Genomic DNA, 19376 nt, shown 5'->3' with positions numbered 1-19376 from the left:
CCCGCAGCAGCCATGAGTTGCTGCGGGCCGACCTGCGTGTGTGCATGGCGGAACGAGCGATCAGCGCTCGACCTCACCCCGGATGAAGGCTTCGGTAGAGTCCATGGCCTCCTCGTCGGGACGCTGCTCCGGCGGAGACTTCATGAAGAAGGATGCCGGAGACAGCAGCGGACCGCCGATGCCGCGATCCAGGCCGATCTTGGCGGCCCGGATGGCGTCGATGACCACGCCGGCGGAGTTCGGGGAGTCCCAGACCTCGAGCTTGTACTCAAGGCTGACGGGGGCGCCGCCGAAGTTGCGCCCCTCCAGGCGTACGAAGGCGAACTTGCGGTCGTCCAGCCAGCCGACGTAATCGGAGGGGCCGACGTGAATGTCCTTCTCGGCGAATTGCGTGGAGACGTTGGAGGTGACCGCCTGGGTCTTGGAGATCTTCTTCGACATCAGCCGCTCGCGCTCCAACATGTTCTTGAAGTCCATGTTGCCGCCGACGTTGAGCTGGTAGGTGCGGTCGATGGTGATGCCGCGCTCCTCGAACAGACGCGCCAGCACCCGGTGGGTGATGGTGGCGCCGATCTGAGACTTGATGTCGTCGCCGATGATCGGCAGGCCGGCGTCGGTGAACTTCTGCGCCCAGGCCGGATCGGAGGCGATGAATACCGGCAGGCAGTTGACGAAGGCGCAGCCGGCGTCAATGGCGCACTGGGCGTAGTAGCGGTCGGCCTCCTCCGAGCCGACGGGCAGGTAAGAGACCACAACGTCGACCTGGGCGTCCTTGAGCGCCTGGACCACGTCGACCGGAGGCTCACTGGACTCCTGAACGGTCTCGCGGTAGTACTTGCCGAAGCCGTCGAGGGTGACGCCGCGCTGCACCCTCACGCCGGTGGGGGCGACGTCGGCGATCTTGATGGTGTTGTTCTCGGAGGCGTTGATGGCGTCGGCCAGGTCAAGTCCGACCTTGGCGGCGTCGATGTCGAAGGCGGCCACGAACTCGATGTCCGAGACGTGGTAGTCGCCGAATTGGACGTGCATCAGGCCGCCGACCTTGTCGGTCGGCTCGGCGTCGGCGTAGTGGGCGACGCCCTGCACCAGCGACGACGCGCAGTTGCCCACGCCGACGATGGCGACACGAATCTTGCTCATCTGTTCTCCTAATCGGCCAACCCATGACCGTTCGAGGATCTGACGGCTGAGATAGTAATGATCCGCCTCGATTGGGGCATGTCACGCCCGTGAATAGCGGCAGTCGGTGGTGTGCGCCTACGCACCGGCGGCTAGCACCTCGGCACCCCCAACTCATCGTTGGTGTTGGTATTGCACTCAAGCCGGACGCAGGCTACTCTTACTGAACACGCTCAACGAACCCGTTCAATGAACACATTCACGGCAATCCCGAGGAGAGTTCGTGCCCACACGCATTGAAGCCCGTGCCGCCACCAGAGCCAAGGTCCTAGCAAGTTCCCGAAGACTGTTCGAGGAGAGAGGCTTCCGTGCGACGACCATCAAAGACATCGCGGCAGACGCTGCTGTCAGCGTGGGCACCGTCATGCACGTCGGAGACAAGAGTGGCTTGCTGGTTGCATGCTTCGACGAACACATAGAAGCCCTGCACACCACCTCCCCGCGAACCAGTCACGCGCCAGTACAGTCCGAAGGTGTTAACGGCGGCTCGGAGGCGATCCTCGATATCCTCTTTCCCTTCATCGAGCTGTTCGCCAGTAGCCCAGACCTCGCCCGGTCCTACGGAGCGGTGCTCATCTCCGGCGCTCACAGTTCGAGAGTCTTCAGCGAACTGCGGGAGAAGTTGATCAACGAACTCCAAGACGTCTTTGCCGCGGCTACCGGCTGCTCGATGACGGCCGCCAAACAGCGTGCCACAACTGCGTATCTTGCCTACCTGGGCGCGCTTCTCGAATGGGCATCCCTGCCAGGAACCGGGATAGACGCACTCTGTAGCCGAGTGCGCGACGCGATCCGCCCGCTCCTGACAGCCTCCAACGAGGAGCACAACCAATGACGCTGCTCCCTCACTTTCCGTGGCTGGTGGTCCTCCTCGCAGTTGTACTGCTGGGTGACGCCACCTTGTCGCTGCGACCTCCTTCCTTCATCCGTAACTGCCTCACCGGAGTCGGATTTCCGCGGCAGTGGTGGTGGACTCTTTTAGTCATCAAGGTCTTGGCGGCCGCAGGCCTCCTGGTCGGGCTGAGAGTGCCCGGAGTCGCGCTCGCCGCCTGCACGGGCGTGATCTGCTACTTCCTATGCGCCATCGTCGCCCACATCAGGGCAGGGTTCATGGGCCGCGAACTGTGGATCAACTGCCTGGGCATGCTCGCCCTGGCTGCTGTAACCGCCATCGCGTCATTCGTCGGCTAGCCCCTCCCGGTCATCACCGCATCAGTCGCGGAGTCGCGTCTGCGCGCCCATGCTCATCTGCCCGTCGCCCTGACCGTCGCGCTGGCGGGCTACTGGAGGTGGCGCGCATAGTCCAGAGGCATACCGCTACCGGGACCACACCGCTTTCCTGTCACCAGATGCACCACTTTCCCGGTCGGCTCCACATAAGCATCAGGCTCCTCCGCCGACATCCAGGGGTACACGCACCTGTCCTAACTACTCGACCATCAAAAGTGGTGCATCCAGTGACACCAGCGGCTCTCGAACAGGCCGTCTCAGCGGGTGCGCGCCTCGACGCGCCTGGCCAGCACGCCCAGCGCCCAGTTGATGAGCACGTAGATCACCGCGATGATCACGTAGGCGGGTAGATAAACGTCCAGGTGCGCGGTGACGCGTGCCGACGAGGTGAGCAGGCGCCCGGCGTACATCAGCTCCGTGTACGCGACCACATATCCCAATGATGAGTCCTTCAGAATGGTCACCAGCTGGGTGATCAACGTCGGCAGCATTAGCCGCAGTGCCTGCGGTGCCAGCACCAGCCGCATTGCCTGGCCTGCGTTGAGTCCCAGTGCCTGGGAGGCCTCGCTCTGACCGCGTTCCAGGGCGAGCACCCCGGAGCGGAATACTTCCGCCGTAGTCGCTGAGGAGCACATGACGATGGGCACGGTGAGCATCCAGAAGGGAGACAGAGTGAGTCCCCAGCGCGGCACCGCCAGCAGGAAGAAGTAGATCAGCAGCAGCATGGGTATGGCGCGCATGGCGTCGATCCACGCTCCCACCGCGGACCGCAGCGCCGTCGAGCGGCTCATGCGTGCCCAGCCCAACAAGATGCCCAGCGGAAAGGACAGGGCCGCACCCACCGCGGTGACCAGCAGGGTGTCGGCCAGGGCGCGCCCGAGGTAGCCGACCACCGACTGCCCCAGGAAGTAGCGCCACTTCGGGTAGGCGAGCTGGCCGGCCTGGCCGAGCTGTACCAGTGCACCAGCAATAAGCGCCAGGACAATCAGGGTCACCAGCACCGATCCGATGAGGATGCGGCGCCGTCCCTTGGGGCCCGGAGCGTCGAAGAGCAGATCGGCGTCGGCGGCGCCGGATGTGCGGGCGGGGGTCGGCGTGGTCAGGGCACTCATGCGTGGGCCTCCCGTCCGGTTATACGGCGCTCGAGCAGGCCGCCGAGTTTGGTGGCCAGGAAGGCAATGGCCAAGTAGGTCAGTCCGGAGGTGAGGAAGGTGATCACCGCCTGCGCGTAGCGCAGGTTCAGCTGCTGAGTGACGTTGGTCAACTCGGGCACGCCGATCGCGGCGGCCAGGGAGGAGCCGATCAGGCAGGAGATGAAGATGTTGACCAGTGGCTGAATGGTGCGGGCCAAAGCCTGGGGCAGCACCACCGCGCCGATGATCAGCCCGAAGGGCATGCCCAGGGCCCGGGCCGCCTCGATCTGACCTTTGGACACGGAGTTGATGCCGGAGCGCACCGTCTCGCACACGAATCCTGAGGCGGAGAAGACGATCGCGGTGACGGCGGCGGCGAACAGGGACAGGGGCACGCCGGCCCGCGGCGCGGCGAAGGCGGCCAGGATCATCAGGCACAGGGTCGGGATGTTGCAGGCCACCGTCGCCCAGGCGGCACCGAGCGCGCGCAGCGGCGGGATCGGGCTGACGCGGAAGATCGCGATCACCGTGCCGACGACGAGCGCGCACGCGTAGCCGATGATGGCGATTGTCAGGGTCGTGACCAACCCCTGGCCGAGCATGCCGAGGTTATCGGTGATGACGTTCATGGGCGCCTCCTCCGGAGCGTTGGGGCGGCCGCCTCGGAAGGCGGGCCGCCCCACCCACCGTGCTTTGCGAGCGGATTGATGTTGGCCCGAGCCGTCCGACCGAGGTCAGTCGGTAGCCGCCGCGGTGGCGGCGTCCGTCTCGGAGCCGGGGACGGAGCCGATGGCGGGCGGCTCGGGTGCCTCGCCACCGATGATGGTGCCGATCGTGGCCTCCCAGATGGCGTTCCAGGTGCCGTCGTCGTAAATGGTCTGTAGGAAGGTGTTGACGAACTCTTGGGCGTCGGAGTCCTTGGGCAAGCCGATGCCGTAGGGGTCCTCGGTGAAGGGGTCGCCGACGATCTTGACGGCGTCGTTGGACTGCACCTCGCTGAGCTCAAGGGACTGGTCGACGACGTAGGCGTCCACCTGGCCGGCCTCGAGCGCGGCGACGCAGCTGGCGTGATCGGTGAACTGCACCTGCTCGGCGTCGGGCGCAGCCTCGTCCAGGGCGGGGCCGGAGGAGGAGTTGGACTGGACGGCAACCTTCACGCCGGCCAGGTCGTCGACGCCGTTGATTTCAGAGTCGTCGACACGTACCAGGACGGACTGACCGGAGGAATAGTAGGGGCCGGCGAAGGAGATCTTCTCGGCGCGCTCGGGGGTAATCGTGTAGGTGGCGAAGACTGCGTCGACCTGTCCGTTCTCGATCATGGTCTCGCGGGTGTCGGAGGTGACCTGGGTGACCTCCAGCAGGGAGCGGGCGTCTTCCCCACCGATGATGTAGCGGGCCAAGACCTGAGCAAGGGCGGCGTCGAAGCCGGTGATCTTTCCGGTAGCGGGGTCCTCCAGGGAGAACACCTCGGAGGTCTTGGTGCCGCCGGTCTTCAGCACGCCCGCGTCCTTGACCGCCGATGCCCAGGTGGATGCGGCCACGACGTCGTCGGCGGCGACGGGGCCGGAGTTGATGACGGCGTCGTAGTCGCTGTCATCACCGCTGGAATCGGCGCAGGCCGCCAGCACGGCGGCGAGCGAGGCCACGCCGGCGGCGGTCAGCAGGGTACGGCGCGTGAGCTGAGGAAGTACGGACATGGTGGTTCCTTTCGGATGCGGCAGGGTGGTAACCAGGAATCGATGGTGGCCGCTGAGTTCAGTGGCTGAGCACTTTGGACAGGAAGTCACGGGCGCGCTCGGTGCGCGGGGCGGCGAAGAACTCGGCGGGTGCACCCAGTTCAACGATCTGACCGCCGTCCATGAAGGCGACGCGGTCGGCGACGGAGCGGGCGAAGCCCATCTCGTGGGTGACCACGAGCATGGTCATGCCCTCGGCGGCCAGGTCCTTGATGACGTCGAGGACCTCGTTGATCATCTCCGGGTCCAGGGCGGAGGTGGGCTCGTCGAAGAGCATGATCTTGGGGTCCATCGCCAGGGCGCGGGCGATCGCCACCCGCTGCTGCTGTCCCCCGGACAGCTGCGGCGGGCGCTTGCCGGCCTGGTCGGCAAGCCCCACACGCTCGAGCAGCTGGAGGGCGCGATCCTCGGCGTCGGCCTTGGGCACCTTGCGCACGCGGGTGGGCGCGAGGGTGATGTTGTCCAGCACCGTGCGGTGCGGGAACAGGTTGAAGGACTGGAAGACCATGCCCACCTCGGCGCGCAGGCGGGCCAGTTCACGCCCCTCCTCGGGCAGGAGTTCGCCGTCGATCTCAATGGTGCCGGACTGGATCGTCTCGAGCCGGTTGATGGTGCGGCACAGAGTGGATTTGCCGGAGCCGGAGGCGCCGATGACGGCGACCACCTCACCGCGGTGAATGTCCAGCGAGACGTCGTCGAGCGCCTTGAAGTCGCCGTAGTACTTGCTGACGTGACTGATGCGCACGAGCGGGCGCTCAGGGATGGAAGGGTTGGCGGGAGCAGGCATAGGAGCCTCTTCTCGTATTATAAGGTTAAAGGGCGAATGGGACTGGAGCTGCCTCAGCGACAGCTACAGCAACACATTCGCATGACCACTGTTTCCCTCCGGTTCGGATTCGCGGCGACCGACCGCAATCCGGGTGGACCGCACGGTGCTCGCCGGACGCACAGTAGCACTCGAGACCTGGGAACAGGTGCGCGGGTATTCAGCATTCGGACGTGCTGGGAGCAGCATCACAGCACCGTCTCGGTGGTTGAGACGCGGCTCGACGCGCTTAACCGAGATGCTGCGCCCGGGCACTGGCGTACAGGCAGATGGCGGCGGCGGAGGCGACGTTCAGGGACTCGGCCCGACCGTAGATGGGGATCGAGACCACCGTATCCGCCGCGTCCAGGGCCGCGGGGGCAAGCCCGTGGGCCTCGTTGCCCAGCAGCCAGGCCGACGGCGCCGCCAACTCCGCCTCGGCGTCAAACAGACTCACGGTGCCGTGCCCGTCGGCGGCCAGCAGCCTCAGCCCCGCCGCCCGCAGGCCACGCACGGCGTCCGACAGTTCGACGCCCGCCAGCACCGGTAGGTGGAACAGGGAACCGGCCGTGGCGCGCACGACCTTCGGATTCGTCGGATCCACGCCGCCCTTGACGAGCACGACCGCGTCGGCGCCCGCGGCGTCGGCGGCGCGGATGATGGTGCCCGCATTGCCGGGATCCTGCGCCTCAGTGAGCACCGCCACCAGGCGCGCCCCGGACAGGGCCGCCGCCAGGGTGGAATCGGAGGAGAGCCCCGCCTCGCTCCCGACGGTGTCGGCCTCCATGCCGGCAGAAGCCGCCCCGGTTCCTCCCCCGCCGGCCCCCGTCTCCGGTGGCACCGCCACCGCCCCAGTATCGACGACGGCGAGTACGCCCTGGGCGTCCGCGCTCATGGCGCGCATGACCTCGGGGGTCACCAGGTGGGTGTACAGCCCGGCGGAAACGGCGGCGTCGGCAATATCGGCGTGAGCCCGAGCCGCCTCCTCGGTGAAGTAGACGTCCAGCACGTGCCCGGCGGCGTAGTTGACGGCCTCGCGCACGCCCTGCGGACCCTCCACCACGAAGCGCCGGTACTTGCTGCGGGCGGCGCGGCGGACCAGTCCGGCCACGCGGGTAATGCGGATGGCCGTGGGATTGTTCAGGATCGCGCTCGTGCTCATGAGCGGCAGGTTACCGGGAAAAACGAGGCGGCCCCTCCCCCGTGCCCCGCCGGTTGGTGGAGCCATGGGTGAGGAGCCGTCTCAAGTGTTGCGGCCGCGCGCGGCGGCCGGATGCGCCCGACGGTGTCGGGCACCGATGGCTCAGGCCTTGGGGGCGTTGACGTCCGCGGGCAGCGCCTTGCGGGCGGTGTCCACAAGCGCCTTGAAGGCGGCGGGCTCGTTGACGGCCAGTTCGGCGAGCATGCGGCGGTCGACCTCCACGCCGGCCAGGCCGAGGCCCTGGATGAACCGGTTGTAGGTCATGCCCTCGGCGCGAGCGGCGGCATTGATGCGCTGAATCCACAGGCGACGGAAGTCGCCCTTGCGCGCGCGGCGGTCGCGGAAGGCGTATACGCCGGAGTGGGTGACCTGCTCCTTGGCCTTGCGGTACAGGCGGGAGCGCTGACCGCGGTAGCCGGAGGCCCGGTCGAGGACGGTACGACGCTTCTTCTGGGCGTTAACAGCCCGCTTCACACGTGCCATGTGATGACTCCTTTAAGTGTTATGGGCCGGTCAGCGACCGAGCAGCCTCTTGACCTGGCGGGCGTCGGCCGGGGAGACGGCCTGGTCCTGGGACAGCCTGCGCTTGCGGCGGGAGGACTTGACCTCCAGCAGGTGGCGCTTACCGGCCTGCTCGCGCATGAGCTTGCCGCTGCCGGTGACCCGGAAGCGCTTCTTGGCACCGGAGTGCGTCTTGTTCTTCGGCATGTTTATTTCCTCATTCTCGGTCCCCGGCGCCGCTTGGGTCGGGGGCTGCTGACCTCGTCGGGTGACGGGGCTGGGTCGTGACTTACCCGCCGGCGGCGGGCTGGTGCTGGGGCGCTGTTACTCGCCCCCGCTCGCCGCCTCGGCGGCCTTCGCCTCCGCCTTGGCCTCGCGGGCCGCCTTGGCGGCCTGCTTCTCGGCCCGGCGGCTGGCGCGTGCCGCCTCGCGGCGACGGCGCTGGTCGGACTTGACCTCCGCCTTCTTGCGGGTGGGAGCCAGGACCATGACCATGTTGCGGCCGTCCTGACGGGGGTGGGACTCGATGGTGCCCAGCTCGGAGACCTCCTCGGCTACGCGCTGGAGCAGCCGAATACCCAGCTCCGGGCGGGACTGCTCGCGTCCGCGGAAGCGGACGATGCACTTGACCTTGTCCCCGCCCTTGAGGAAGCGCTCGACGTGCCCCATCTTGGTTGCGTAGTCGTGCTCGTCGATCTTGGGGCGGAACTGGATCTCCTTGAGCTGGGTGTTGGCCTGGTTGCGCCGGGCGTCGCGTGCCTTCATGGCCGACTCGTACTTGAACTTGCCGTAGTCCATGAGCCGGCACACCGGGGGGCGTGCGTCGGGAGCGACCTCTACGAGGTCGAGACCTGCCTCTTCGGCCAGGCGGAGAGCGTCCTCCACCCGGACAATGCCGACCTGCTCACCGCTGGGGCCGACAAGTCGCACCTCGGGGACGCGGATCCGTTCGTTGATACGGGGCTCGCTGATGACTGTTCCTCACTCTTGGAAGTGGTGACCGCCGCAACGAAGAAGGCCTTCGCCGCATACGCGCACGAAGGCCTTTCATGTGCTCGTCGGAGCACGGCCGCAGAGCCCAAGAGGGCGGCGACCGCGAGGATCGCTCCTCGCATGACCCGGCTCCCTTCGGGAACCCAGGTGGGATTTCTCCGCTTGCGTGCCGGAGACGGAGCCTCCGGCCGGTCGGTGCCCGATACTAGCAGGCCCGGCCCGCTGTGGGCCCGCCGGGCGGCGGAGTGCGAACGTGAGTCTGCCCATACGCCCCGCACGCCGGGGCCCCGTCAAGCGGGGACGGGGCACAACTCCACGGTGTCGATGAGTTCACCCCAGGCCGGGTTGACCATCACGTACTGGCACTGCTCCAGGGTGGCGGCCACGGCGGGCGTACCTGCGGAGGCGTCTACGCGGATGAACACGCGCAGTTCGGCGTCCTCGCCGGGGGCGAAGGCAACCCCGGTCACCCCGTCGATGGCGCCCAACTGAGCGGCCACCTCGGCCTGCACCGGCTGGTTGCGCCACGACGGGATCCAGTCCTCTCCCCCGGCCAGGGCGACTACGGCGGGCCGGGGCAGGCGCAGGTCGCGCGTGCCCGGGTCCAGTACCCACAACTGGTCGGTTAGCAGGCAGGCGACCTCTGCGGCGCGACGCGGGGTCACGGGCACGGGACGCACATCTTCACGCCAGGCCGCGGCGGCCGCCGCGGACGTGAACACCGGTAGGGCACGGTGCCCGTCGGGCAGCTGGACGGCCAGGTCCGCGGCGTCCTCGGCGGGGTCGGCGGTGTGGGGCTCGTGCACGGGGACGGCCGGCGCGTTTCGCCCCAGGTGGATGCGCGTGGGCCCGCCGACGGCGTGGGCGGCGACCGGCACGATCAGCCGACTGGCGGCCAGCGCGGCAAGCAGCCGGTCCAGGTACTCGTGGCGGGGCAGTCCCTGTGCTTCCAGGGCGGCGGTCACGGCGGGGTCGGCGGCGCCGTCGTCGGTGGCGAAGGGGGTCGGGGCGGCCAGCAGCTGCTCCAGCCGGTTGCGGGCGGCCAGGGCGGCCGCCAGTTGCAGGTCCGGATTCAGTTCCGAGCCGTTGCCTTCGGTGGGCACGTCGGGGATGTCGGGGGAATCGGGCATCAGTGCGCCTCCTGGTCCCCTTCGCCGCGGCAGACGGCCAGTGCGTCTTGGAGGGTGAAGTTGCCGTTGTAAAGCGCCTTGCCGACGATGGCACCCTCCAGGCCGTAGCTCTCCAGGCGGGCCAGCGCGCGCAGGTCGTCCAGGTGGGCGATGCCGCCGGAGGCGACCACGGAGGCCGCGGTGCGCTCACAGACCTGGCGCAGCAGGTCGATGTTCGGCCCCATGAGGGTGCCGTCCTTGGTGACGTCGGTGACCACGTAGCGGGCGCAGCCGGCGGCGTCCAGACGGGCCAGGGTCTCCCACAGGTCCCCGCCCTCCTGGGTCCAGCCGCGGGCGGCCAGGGTGGTGCCGCGCACGTCCAGGCCCACCGCGATCTTGTCCCCGTGCTCGGCGATGACCCGTTCGGTCCACTCGGGGTCCTCCAGGGCGGCCGTACCCAGGTTCACTCGTGCGGCCCCGGCGGCCAGGGCCCGGTCCAGCGACGCGTCGTCGCGGATGCCGCCGGACAGCTCGACCTTGACATCCACCTCGCCGACGATCCGGGCGAGCAGGGGGGCATTGGTGCCGCGTCCGAAGGCCGCGTCCAGGTCCACCAGGTGAATCCACTGCGCGCCGGCCGCCACCCAGTCACGGGCGGCGTCGACGGGGTTGCCGTAGTCGGTCTCGCTGCCGGCCTCGCCGCGCAGCAGCCGGACGGCCTTGCCGTAGGCGACGTCGACGGCCGGAAGAAGGGTGAGCATGGGTGGTCTCCTTGGGGGGCGGGGTTGGCGAGTGAGCGTTCAGAGGGTGGTCAGCCAGTTGCGCAGCAACTGCGCCCCGGCGTCCCCGGACTTCTCGGGGTGGAACTGCGTGGCACTGAGCGCCCCGTTCTCGACGGCGGCTACGAAGTCCTCGCCGTGGGTGGCCCAGGTGGCACGGGGCGGGGAGGTGTGACCGGGTCCGAGCAGCGTGGCCGGGTCCGTCTTGGCGGCGTAGGAGTGCACGAAGTAGAAGCGTTCGGACCCGGAGGCGTCGAACAACCCGTCGAACAGGACCGTGCCGGCGGGTGGGCGCACCTGGCTCCATCCCATGTGGGGGACGATGTCCGCCTGCAGGCGGGAAACGGTGCCGGGCCACTGCGCCAGTCCAGGGACTGCTTCGGAGCCCGCGGCGTGCTCGGTGGAGGCCTCGAACATGACCTGCATGCCCACGCAGATGCCCAGCACGGGTCGTCCGCCGGCCAGCCGCCGGTCAATCATCCGGGGGGCATCGACGGCGCGCAACTGCTCCATGACGGCGGCGAAGGCGCCGACGCCGGGCACGACGAGCCCGTCGGCGTTGGCCACCGCCTCCGGATCCGCGGTCAGCTCGGTGGTGGCGCCCACGCGCTCCAGGGCGCGCACGGCCGAGCGCACGTTTCCGCTTCCGTAGGACAGGACGACGACGTGTGGTTGCCTCACGGGGCCCACACTACCTACACCCGTGGGGGCCGCGGCCTCCATGTCAGTTCCCGGACGGGTCACCCCGGCCCTGGTCGCCTCCGCGCGGACGCATCCCGCGGCCCAGCCAGCGCATCATGCGGCCGGGCTTGACCTCGCTGGTTTTGAGGGCGCCCGGTGCCTCCTCCGCGCGGAGGGCGCCGAGCAGAATGTCCTCAAGGGTCTGGTCGGCGGAGGCCAGCAGCAGCCCAGCACTGGTCTCCTCCCCCGCCTGGCCGTGCTGGTATCGACGGGCCGTGATGGTGCCCGACAGTCCCGCCTCGGTACCGACGTCGGTGGCCAGGTCTGCGGTCATGAGCACCACGCCGACACGGCTCAGGCGTGACAGCGCGGCGGCAAGCTCGGCGGCTTCGGCGGGCTCGGTCTCGGCGCCGCCCAGCAGCTCGGTGATGTCCCACTCCGCGTGCGCAGAGACGAATTCCTTGACGGCGATGGCGCCTGAGGAGGAGGGCACCACCGTGCAGTCCAGGCCGCCGGCGGCGCACAGTGCGGCCAGGGCCTCCGCGCTGGCCAGGGGCGTGAGTACGACGGCGATCTTGACCGCGTTGGGGCGGTCCGCGTCGGCGGGACCGTAGGTGTTGTGCGGCACGTCGTGGGGCGAAACCGGGCCGGTGTCCTCCGGAGCGTCCGAGAGGTCGGCGGGCAGGTTCAGACCCTCCATCATGGCGGCGAACTCGGCGTCGATATCGGGTTCGTCGTCGCGGCGGCCGGCGGAGTCGTCGGAGTGGTCGTCACGCATCACAAAGCGCCTTTGGTCGAGGGGATGCCGTCCACGCGGGGGTCGGGTTCGACGGCGGTCCGCAGGGCGCGGGCCAGGGCCTTGAACTCGGCCTCGGCGATGTGGTGGGGGTCGCGCCCGGAGATGACGCGCACGTGCAGGCAGATGCCGGCGTGGTAGGCGATCGCCTCCAGGCAGTGGCGGACCATGGAGCCCGTGAAGTGCCCCCCGATCAGGTGGTGCACGAAGGCCTCGGACTCGCCGTCGTGCACCAGGTAGGGGCGGCCGGAGATGTCGACGACGGCCTGGGCCAGGGCCTCGTCCAGGGGCACGAGGGCGTCGCCGAAGCGGCGGATGCCGCGCTTGTCCCCCAGGGCGGTCTTCAGGGCCTCGCCGATACAGATGGCGGTGTCCTCCACGGTGTGGTGCACGTCGATGTCGGTGTCGCCGGAGGCGTGCACCGTCAAGTCGATCAAGGAGTGCTTGCCCAGGGCGGTGAGCATGTGGTCGTAGAAGGGAACGGTGGTGGAGATGTCGGTCCTGCCGGTGCCGTCCAGATTCAGCTCGACCACGACGGAGGACTCGCTGGTGCTGCGTTCAATGCGGGCGGTGCGGTTCATGCGGGATTCTCCTCCAGGTTCTGGCCGTTGCGGTCCGGTTGGTGCGGGCCGTCGCTGGTGACGGCAGTGAGGGCGGTACGGAAGTCGGCCATCTCTGCCGGCGTGCCGACGCAGACCCGAAGGTACCCCTCCGGGCCGACGACCCGGATCAGGACGCCGCGGTCGAGCAGCCCCTGCCACACCGCCCGCCGGTCGGTGAAGGGCCCGAACAGGACGAAGTTGGAATCGGAGTCGTAGGCGGTCCAGCCCTGTGCGCGCAGCCAGCTCACCAGGCGGTCGCGTTCGTCGCGCAGGGAGGCGACCTGACTCATGAGCTCGTCCCGGTGATCCAGAGCAGCGAGGGCGGCGGCCTGAGTGAGCGCGGACAGGTGGTAGGGCAGGCGCACGATGCGCAGCGCGTCCACCAGCTGCTGGCAGGCGGCCAGATATCCCAGCCGCAGCCCGGCCATGCCGAAGGCCTTGCTCATGGTGCGAGTGACGGCCAGGTGCGGGTAGCGGGGGGCGCCATCGCCGTCGGTGCGCTCCAGCAGCTCCAGTGCGCTGGGCACACCGGGGCGGCGGAACTCCGCGTAGGCCTCGTCGATCACCACCACGCAGTCGGTGGCGCCGTCGTCGCCTGCCGCCGCGTCGACGGGGCCTTGGCCGCGGGCGGCCTCGAGGATGGCAACCACGTCGTCGAGCGGCAGGGCGGTGCCGGTGGGGTTGTTGGGGCTGGCTAGGATGACCACGGCCGGGTGCTCGCGCGCGATGGCCGCGGCGACGGCGTCGACGTCGACGGTGAAGTCCTCCCGCCGTGGCCCGGTGACGTAGCGGGTGAAGGTGTCGCGGGCGTACTCGGGGTACATGGAGTAGGTGGGGGTGAAGGACAGGCAGGTGCGTCCGGGCCCGCCGAAGGCCTGCAGCACATGTGTCATGACCTCATTGGAGCCGTTGGCGGCCCAGATCTGCTGCCAGTCCAGGCGCACGCCGGACTCGGCGGCCAGGTAGTCGGCCAGGGCGGCGCGCAAATCGGGGAAGTCGCGGTCCGGGTAGCGGTTGAGGCCGGCCGCCGCCCGCCCGGCAGCCGCGGCGATGTCTGCCACCACTGCCGGGCTGGGCGCGTAGGGGTTCTCGTTGACGTTGAGGCGCACCGGCACGTCCAGCTCGGGGGCGCCGTAGGGTTCGCAGCCGTGTAGATCTGGCCGCAGCGGGAGAACGGTCACGGGCCGAGTCTACGCGGAGTCCGCCCGGTCCCGGCACGCGTCTTATTCCGCGGTGGTCAGCAGGATCTCCTTGGCGTCCAAGCGTTCGAGCGCATACTCCAGGCTGCTGGAGGAGAACAGACCCTCATCGCGGGCATCGAGCAGGGCATGGCGCTGCACACGGATGGTCTCGATGGCGAGTTCGCGCGCCTCGGCGGGGGTGAGCGCGTCGGCATGCCGGCTGGTGGCGGCGTCGCCCAGTAACCGGAGCAACCGCTCGCGCTCGGCATCATCGGCGGTGCGAGAGGCCATGCGCGGGCGGACCAGCCGGATGACACCGCCGAGTGTGAGTCCCTGGATGACCAGTGACCCACTGGCGACCAGTAAGGCCACCAGCAGCAGGAACGGCCGGTTGGGTGTGGTTAGGGGAAGGGTCTGGGCGGCGGCCAGGGTTACGGCGCCGCGCATGCCCGCCCACACGATCACCGCCCCCTCACGTGGCCCGAGAGGATCGGCGGTGAAGTAGTCCAGGTCGGCTCCCCGGCGCCGCTGACGCCGTTGGCCGCGCTCCAGCCGGTCGCGCCAACCGGTGACCGCCTGGTGCCACTGCTCCGCGGACAGGCCGTGTTTGGCCAACAGCTCGTCGTCGATGTCACGTGCCTGCTCCAGGCGCGTCTCAAAGCGCTCCAGCCGCTGGCGCTCCTCCTCCAGATGCTGGCGGTGGCGGCGACGCACGCGACGCAGCCAGACCAGCAGCGGCGCCACGAAGGCCACCCGCACCAGGACGGCCAGGGCGCCGGTTCCGGCTGCCAGAAGCACGGCGGCGCGCAGGCCGAAGCCGCCGTCGACCACGTCCTGGACGATCCCGTATGCCTGCAGCCCCATGAACAGGAAGATGCCGCCTTCCAGAATCAGCTCAATGGTGCGCCAGTTCTGCTGGGCGGTCTGCCGGTGGGCGGGTGGCAGCAGTCGCGGCCTGCGGAAGGAGATGACCAGGCCGGCGACGACGGCGGCGACCAGCCCGGAACCGCCCAGATAGTCTGTGGGCAGGGACGCCAGGAAGGGGATGGTGAAGGACACGACCGTGTCCGCCGTCGGGTTGGTGATGCGGGAGCGGACCCGGATGCTGCCCTCCCCCACCGCCCAGCCGATGGCCAGGGCGAGGGCCAGCGAGGTGAGGAAGCCGGAGACGAGCGCGGCCGGCTGCAGGGCGTCGGCGCTGTGAGCAATGCCCGCGGCCGTGGCGGAGGACAGCAGGATCAGGGCGGTGGCGTCGTTGAACAGCCCCTCCCCCTCCAGGATGGTGATGATCCGCTGGGAGACGCCCGAGCCGCGGGCGACGGTGATGGCGACGGCGTCGGTGGGGCTCAGCACCGCCCCCAGGGCGATCGCCCAGGGCAGGGCGATCGTGGGCATTACGGCGTGCACCACCAAGCCGATGATGGTGGCGCTGACGGCGACCAGTCCGACCGCGAGCGCCGCGACGGCGCGCAGTTCGCGCCGGAAGTCCATCACGGGCATGGACACCGCGGTGGAGAACAGCAGCGGCGGGAGCACCACTTCGAGGACGATGTCGGGATCCAGCTCGATCGCCGAGACGAACGGCAGGAAACCGACACCCGCCCCCAGGGCTAGCAGCAGTAGCGGGGAGGCTACGCCGACCCTGGGGGCGAGTTGGTTGCCGGCGGCGATGACGAGCAGGCCCGCGACCGCGATGATGAGAATCTCCACGGCCGCACCCTAGGACGCGGCGCCTGGAAGGAGACTCACAGGCGCGCGGAGGCCAGCCGGGCGCCCTCGGTCAGGGAGGCGAGCTTGGACCAGGCGATGTGGGCGTGCACGCGTCCGCCCAGGCCGCAGTCGGTGGAGGCGACCACGCGCTCGGGCCCTACCAGCCGGGCGAAGCGCTCGATGCGGTCGGCGACCAGCTCCGGGTGCTCCAGCACGTTGGTGGCGTGGGAGACCACTCCGGGGATCAGGTACTTGCCGTCGGGCAGGGCGGTGTCCTGCCAGATCTTCCACTCGTGCTCGTGGCGGACGTTCGCAGCCTCGAAGCTCAATCCGTTGGCGTTCACGGACAGTGCCAGGTCCACGATCTTGTCGAAGCCGAGGTCGGTGGAGTGCGGGCCGTGCCAGGAGCCCCAGCACACGTGGTAGCGCACCTGGGCGGGGTCGATGCCCTCCAGGGCGTGGTTGAGGGCCTCGATGCGCACGGCGGAGAAGCGGCGGTAGTCCTCCAGGGGCGGTTCGGTGATGAACTGGTCCCAGGACTCGGCCAGGTCGGGGGCGTCGATCTGGACCGTGAGTCCGGCGTCGGTGATCGCCCGGTACTCCTCCCGCAGGGCCTCGGCCCAGGCCCAGACGGCGGCCTCGTCGTCCTCGTAGTAGTAGTTGCCCACGCGGGCCGCCGACGCCGGGCTGACGGAGGCAACGAAGCCCTCGCTCAGCGGCTTGCCGGCCCTTTCGAGCCCGTGCTTGAGTGCGGCGATGTCGCGGGCGACGATGTCCTGACCGGTGTAGCGGATCTCGCCGGTGACTACGGGGAAAACCCAGGGCCTGCGTGTGGCCAGGTGGATGCCGGAGGTGGGGTCGGCGTAGGCGTCGGCGTAGGCGACCCAGTCGCGGCGGTCGGTCATGGCGTCGAGTTCGAGTTTGCCGGCCGGCGTGGGCTTGCGCTCGGGCAGCTGGTCGAGTAGCTCCAGGCCGCTGAAGCGGGTGAAGGAGTATGACCACCAGGCGCCGTAGTCGACCTTCTCGGTCATGGCGTGCCCGTATTCGCCGTCGTTGACGATCGTCAGGCCGATCTCGGCCTGCCGGGCGACGACGGCGTCGGTCTGCTCGGCGACGACCGCCGCGAGTCCGGCGTCGTCGAGCGTGCCCGCCGCGTGCGCGGCATTCGCCTCCAGCAGTGCCTCGGTGCGGGGCAGGGAGCCGACATGGGTGGTGCGGATTTGCTTGGCCATTTCAGGTCCTTCCATCGGTCCTGGCGGGAGCACCGCACCGCCGGACGCATGCCGACGGCGTGGTTGCTGCGGCGTCGACGAGCCAGGTCTCTCAGCCGCTCTGGATGGTGCACTCGCACCCTATCAAGGTCTGCCCACCACTCGGTACCCTGGGCGCGGGCGCGTCCGGGTTAGCGTGGGGACCATGATCCGGCCAGTCTCGACCAGAACGCCCGCCGCATCCCCGTCCGCACCCGTCTCCGGAACCACGCCGCTCCGCGAGCGCGCCGAGGCGGTGCTGCGCGACCTGGTCGGCCGGACAGACGCGCACCTGCGCACGGACCAGTGGCGCGCCATTGAGGCACTGGTGGTGCAGCGGCGGCGGGCGCTGGTGGTGCAACGGACCGGCTGGGGTAAGTCCGCCGTCTACTTCGTGGCCACCGTGCTGTTGCGTGAGGGCTGGGCCGACTGGCGCCCGGGCGCTCCCATCCCCTCCGCCGGCGCCCGCACGGGCGCCGGCGCCACGGTGGTCGTGTCCCCGCTGCTGGCACTGATGCGCGACCAGGTGGCGGCCGCCCGACGCGCCGGCATCCGGGCCGTGACCATGAACTCGGTCAATGCCCCGCAGTGGCCCGAGATCGAGGCGCAGGTGCGGCGCGGGGAGGTGGACGTACTGCTGGTGTCCCCCGAGCGTCTCAACAACCCGACCTTCCGGGATGGAGTGCTGCCACAGCTGGCGGCCGACGCCGGGCTGGTCGTGATCGACGAGGCGCACTGCATCTCCGACTGGGGACACGACTTCCGCCCTGACTACCGACGTATTCGTACCCTGCTGGCGCAGCTGCCGCCGGGGACGCCGGTACTGGCCACCACCGCGACGGCGAATGCCCGAGTCAGCGCCGACGTCGCCGAGCAGCTCGGCGCACCGGCGGGGGTGGGGAATGCGACCGCCGGTGCGGCAGCCGAGAACGAGGTGCTGGTGCTGCGCGGGACACTCGCCCGCGACTCCCTGCACCTGGGGGTGAGACGCCTGCCGGATGCCGCCAGCCGCCTGGCCTGGTTGACCGACTACCTGCGGGACACACCCGGCTCAGGAATCGTGTACTGCCTGACGGTGTCGGCGGCCGGCGAGGTCGCCACGCAGTTGCAGGAGGCGGGATTGAAGGTCGCCGCCTACACGGGGCGCACGGATTCCGCGGAGCGGGAGCGCTTGGAGGAGGAGCTCAAGGACAACCGGATCAAGGCGCTGGTGGCCACCAGCGCGCTCGGCATGGGCTTCGACAAGCCGGACCTGGCCTTCGTGGTGCATATGGGGGCGCCGAGTTCACCGGTGGCCTACTACCAACAGGTGGGCCGGGCGGGGCGCGGGGTCGAGCGTGCCGAGGTGATCCTGCTGCCGGGGCCCGAGGACCGGGCGATCTGGAATTGGTTCGGCGCACAGGGCTTCCCGCCCGAGGATGCGGTGCGCGAGGTGCTGGCCGCGCTGGAGGAGGCGGGCGGGCCGCTGAGCACCAATGCCCTTGAGGCCGTGGTGCCGCTGCGGCGCGCGCGTCTGGAGTCGATGCTCAAGGTGCTCGACGTCGACGGCGCGGTACGGCGGGTGCGCGGCGGCTGGGAGACTACCGGTGTCGCCTGGCGCTACGACTCGGCGCGCTACGCGCGGGTGGAGGCGGCGCGGGACGCGGAGCAGGAGCTCATGGAGCGCTACGAGGCGCTGGCGGAGCCGGCATGTCGCATGGCCTTCCTGCGCGGTGTGCTCGACGATCCCGAACTCACCGAGGATTGGCGCTGCGGCGCCTGCGACCTGTGCGGCGGGCTGGATCTTCCGCGCGCCCCGGGCGAGCAGGAGGTGGCCGCCGCCCGCCGGGCGCTGGCCCGGGTGGGCGTTGTGCTCGAGCCGCGCAGGCGCTGGCCGAGCGGCATGGATCGGCTGGGCCTGCCCGCGCTCAAGGGCACCATCCCCGACGACGACCGGCCGACGCCGGGGCTCGCCGTCGGCCGCCTGGACGGGCTGGGGGTGTCCGCGTCCCTACGCGAGTTGTTCGAATCGCCCAGCGACGGCGAGGTGCCGCCTGCCCTGCGCACTCCCGCGCTGGAGGTCGCCGATCGGCTCGCCGCCGAGCTGGGACCCCGATCCGCGCAGGGCGACACGGACGCGCCCAGGGGTGAGTTGGCCGTGGTGATTGTCGATTCACGCACGCGCCCACACCTCGTGCGGCACCTGGGGCATGCCGTGGCCCGGCACCTGGGGGCCGTTCCGCTGGGGATCATCGGGGTGCGCGGAGAGCCGGGGCGGCACGACGTCGGGTCCGCCTTCCGGCTGGCCGAGGTCGCCGGGTCCCTGACGCTGGAGAACTGGTCCCCACGCGCGCTGGCGCGCCTGAAGGGGACCCCCGTCGTGCTGGTGGACGACTGGACCGACTCCGGCTGGACGCTCACCGTCGCTGCCCGGCTGCTGCGCCGGGCGGGCGCCGCCTCGGTCCACCCGCTGGTTCTGGGACAGCGCTGAGTCGGGCCGTCGCCTCGGTG

Annotated in this window: 19 protein-coding genes, 1 pseudogene and 1 riboswitch; of the genes and pseudogenes, 3 read left to right on the top strand and 17 right to left on the bottom strand. The window is 69.7% G+C overall.

Annotation, left to right across the window (positions count from 1 at the left end; genetic code table 11):
• Positions 1–60: 60 nt before the first annotated feature.
• Entirely contained in the window at positions 61–1140 is a 1080-nt protein-coding gene (locus DRB06_RS02985; RefSeq protein ID WP_108967601.1) for an inositol-3-phosphate synthase, read from the bottom strand.
• A gap of 262 nt (positions 1141–1402) precedes the next feature.
• Between DRB06_RS02985 and DRB06_RS02980 the strand changes: the two genes are divergently transcribed.
• A complete protein-coding gene (locus DRB06_RS02980) occupies positions 1403–2014 on the top strand; it encodes a TetR/AcrR family transcriptional regulator (RefSeq protein WP_073333177.1) in 612 nt (203 codons plus the stop codon).
• Complete coding sequence (locus tag DRB06_RS02975; protein WP_111819100.1) at positions 2011–2370, top strand: DoxX family protein; 360 nt, start codon at positions 2011–2013, stop codon at positions 2368–2370. Before DRB06_RS02980 ends, DRB06_RS02975 begins: the two co-directional genes overlap by 4 nt.
• Before the next feature lie 296 nt (positions 2371–2666).
• Here the strand turns inward: DRB06_RS02975 and DRB06_RS02970 are convergent, their stop codons facing one another.
• The 16 genes and pseudogenes from DRB06_RS02970 to DRB06_RS02895 form a co-directional block, all read right to left on the bottom strand.
• A complete protein-coding gene (locus DRB06_RS02970; protein ID WP_111819099.1) occupies positions 2667–3521 on the bottom strand; it encodes an amino acid ABC transporter permease in 855 nt (284 codons plus the stop codon).
• Positions 3518–4171 (bottom strand): amino acid ABC transporter permease, encoded by a 654-nt coding sequence (locus DRB06_RS02965; RefSeq protein WP_108967606.1) that lies wholly within the window; start codon positions 4169–4171, stop codon positions 3518–3520. The genes DRB06_RS02970 and DRB06_RS02965 overlap by 4 nt, the downstream gene beginning before the upstream one ends.
• 105 nt (positions 4172–4276) lie before the next feature.
• Positions 4277–5239, bottom strand: a complete 963-nt coding sequence (locus tag DRB06_RS02960) for a glutamate ABC transporter substrate-binding protein (protein ID WP_111819098.1) — start codon at positions 5237–5239, stop codon at positions 4277–4279.
• A gap of 58 nt (positions 5240–5297) precedes the next feature.
• On the bottom strand, positions 5298–6065 hold the full coding sequence (locus DRB06_RS02955) for an amino acid ABC transporter ATP-binding protein (RefSeq protein ID WP_073333165.1): 768 nt from the start codon (positions 6063–6065) through the stop codon (positions 5298–5300).
• A 268-nt stretch (positions 6066–6333) separates the two neighbouring features.
• Entirely contained in the window at positions 6334–7245 is a 912-nt protein-coding gene (locus DRB06_RS02950; RefSeq protein WP_258522125.1) for an RNA methyltransferase, read from the bottom strand.
• Positions 7246–7386: 141 nt separating this feature from the next.
• Entirely contained in the window at positions 7387–7767 is a 381-nt protein-coding gene (gene rplT, locus DRB06_RS02945; RefSeq protein ID WP_108967610.1) for a 50S ribosomal protein L20, read from the bottom strand.
• Between the two features lie 30 nt (positions 7768–7797).
• Entirely contained in the window at positions 7798–7992 is a 195-nt protein-coding gene (gene rpmI, locus DRB06_RS02940; protein ID WP_086615114.1) for a 50S ribosomal protein L35, read from the bottom strand.
• A gap of 255 nt (positions 7993–8247) precedes the next feature.
• Positions 8248–8757: pseudogene (gene infC / locus DRB06_RS02935) on the bottom strand (translation initiation factor IF-3); the annotation flags it as partial.
• 311 nt (positions 8758–9068) lie between these two features.
• Positions 9069–9836, bottom strand: a complete 768-nt coding sequence (locus tag DRB06_RS02930; protein WP_073333293.1) for an SseB family protein — start codon at positions 9834–9836, stop codon at positions 9069–9071.
• Positions 9837–9907: 71 nt separating this feature from the next.
• The gene (gene priA, locus DRB06_RS02925) at positions 9908–10648 is read right to left on the bottom strand and encodes a bifunctional 1-(5-phosphoribosyl)-5-((5-phosphoribosylamino)methylideneamino)imidazole-4-carboxamide isomerase/phosphoribosylanthranilate isomerase PriA (RefSeq protein ID WP_108967612.1); all 741 of its coding nucleotides are present in this window, start codon (positions 10646–10648) and stop codon (positions 9908–9910) included.
• A gap of 39 nt (positions 10649–10687) precedes the next feature.
• Positions 10688–11389, bottom strand: coding sequence for an imidazole glycerol phosphate synthase subunit HisH (gene hisH, locus DRB06_RS02920; RefSeq protein ID WP_395994416.1), 702 nt, complete (start codon positions 11387–11389; stop codon positions 10688–10690).
• 1 nt (position 11390) lies between these two features.
• On the bottom strand, positions 11391–12125 hold the full coding sequence (locus DRB06_RS02915; protein WP_073333149.1) for a hypothetical protein: 735 nt from the start codon (positions 12123–12125) through the stop codon (positions 11391–11393).
• The gene (hisB, locus tag DRB06_RS02910) at positions 12125–12724 is read right to left on the bottom strand and encodes an imidazoleglycerol-phosphate dehydratase HisB (protein WP_073333146.1); all 600 of its coding nucleotides are present in this window, start codon (positions 12722–12724) and stop codon (positions 12125–12127) included. The genes DRB06_RS02915 and hisB overlap by 1 nt, the downstream gene beginning before the upstream one ends.
• On the bottom strand, positions 12721–13926 hold the full coding sequence (locus DRB06_RS02905; protein WP_073333144.1) for a histidinol-phosphate transaminase: 1206 nt from the start codon (positions 13924–13926) through the stop codon (positions 12721–12723). Before DRB06_RS02905 ends, hisB begins: the two co-directional genes overlap by 4 nt.
• A gap of 42 nt (positions 13927–13968) precedes the next feature.
• The gene (locus DRB06_RS02900; protein WP_111819096.1) at positions 13969–15636 is read right to left on the bottom strand and encodes a sodium:proton antiporter; all 1668 of its coding nucleotides are present in this window, start codon (positions 15634–15636) and stop codon (positions 13969–13971) included.
• 35 nt (positions 15637–15671) lie between these two features.
• Complete coding sequence (locus DRB06_RS02895) at positions 15672–16868, bottom strand: cobalamin-independent methionine synthase II family protein (RefSeq protein WP_111819095.1); 1197 nt, start codon at positions 16866–16868, stop codon at positions 15672–15674.
• Between the two features lie 8 nt (positions 16869–16876).
• Positions 16877–16979, bottom strand: a riboswitch (SAM riboswitch).
• Positions 16980–17052: 73 nt separating this feature from the next.
• Here DRB06_RS02895 and DRB06_RS02890 point away from each other — a divergent pair.
• Complete coding sequence (locus DRB06_RS02890) at positions 17053–19356, top strand: RecQ family ATP-dependent DNA helicase (protein ID WP_111819094.1); 2304 nt, start codon at positions 17053–17055, stop codon at positions 19354–19356.
• Positions 19357–19376: the final 20 nt, after the last annotated feature.

Origin of the sequence: Actinomyces sp. Z5, from assembly GCF_003287795.1 — a bacterium.
In the GTDB taxonomy this organism is placed as follows: Bacteria; Actinomycetota; Actinomycetes; order Actinomycetales; family Actinomycetaceae; genus Actinomyces; species Actinomyces glycerinitolerans.
This window is presented reverse-complemented; position numbering and strand designations above follow the sequence as displayed.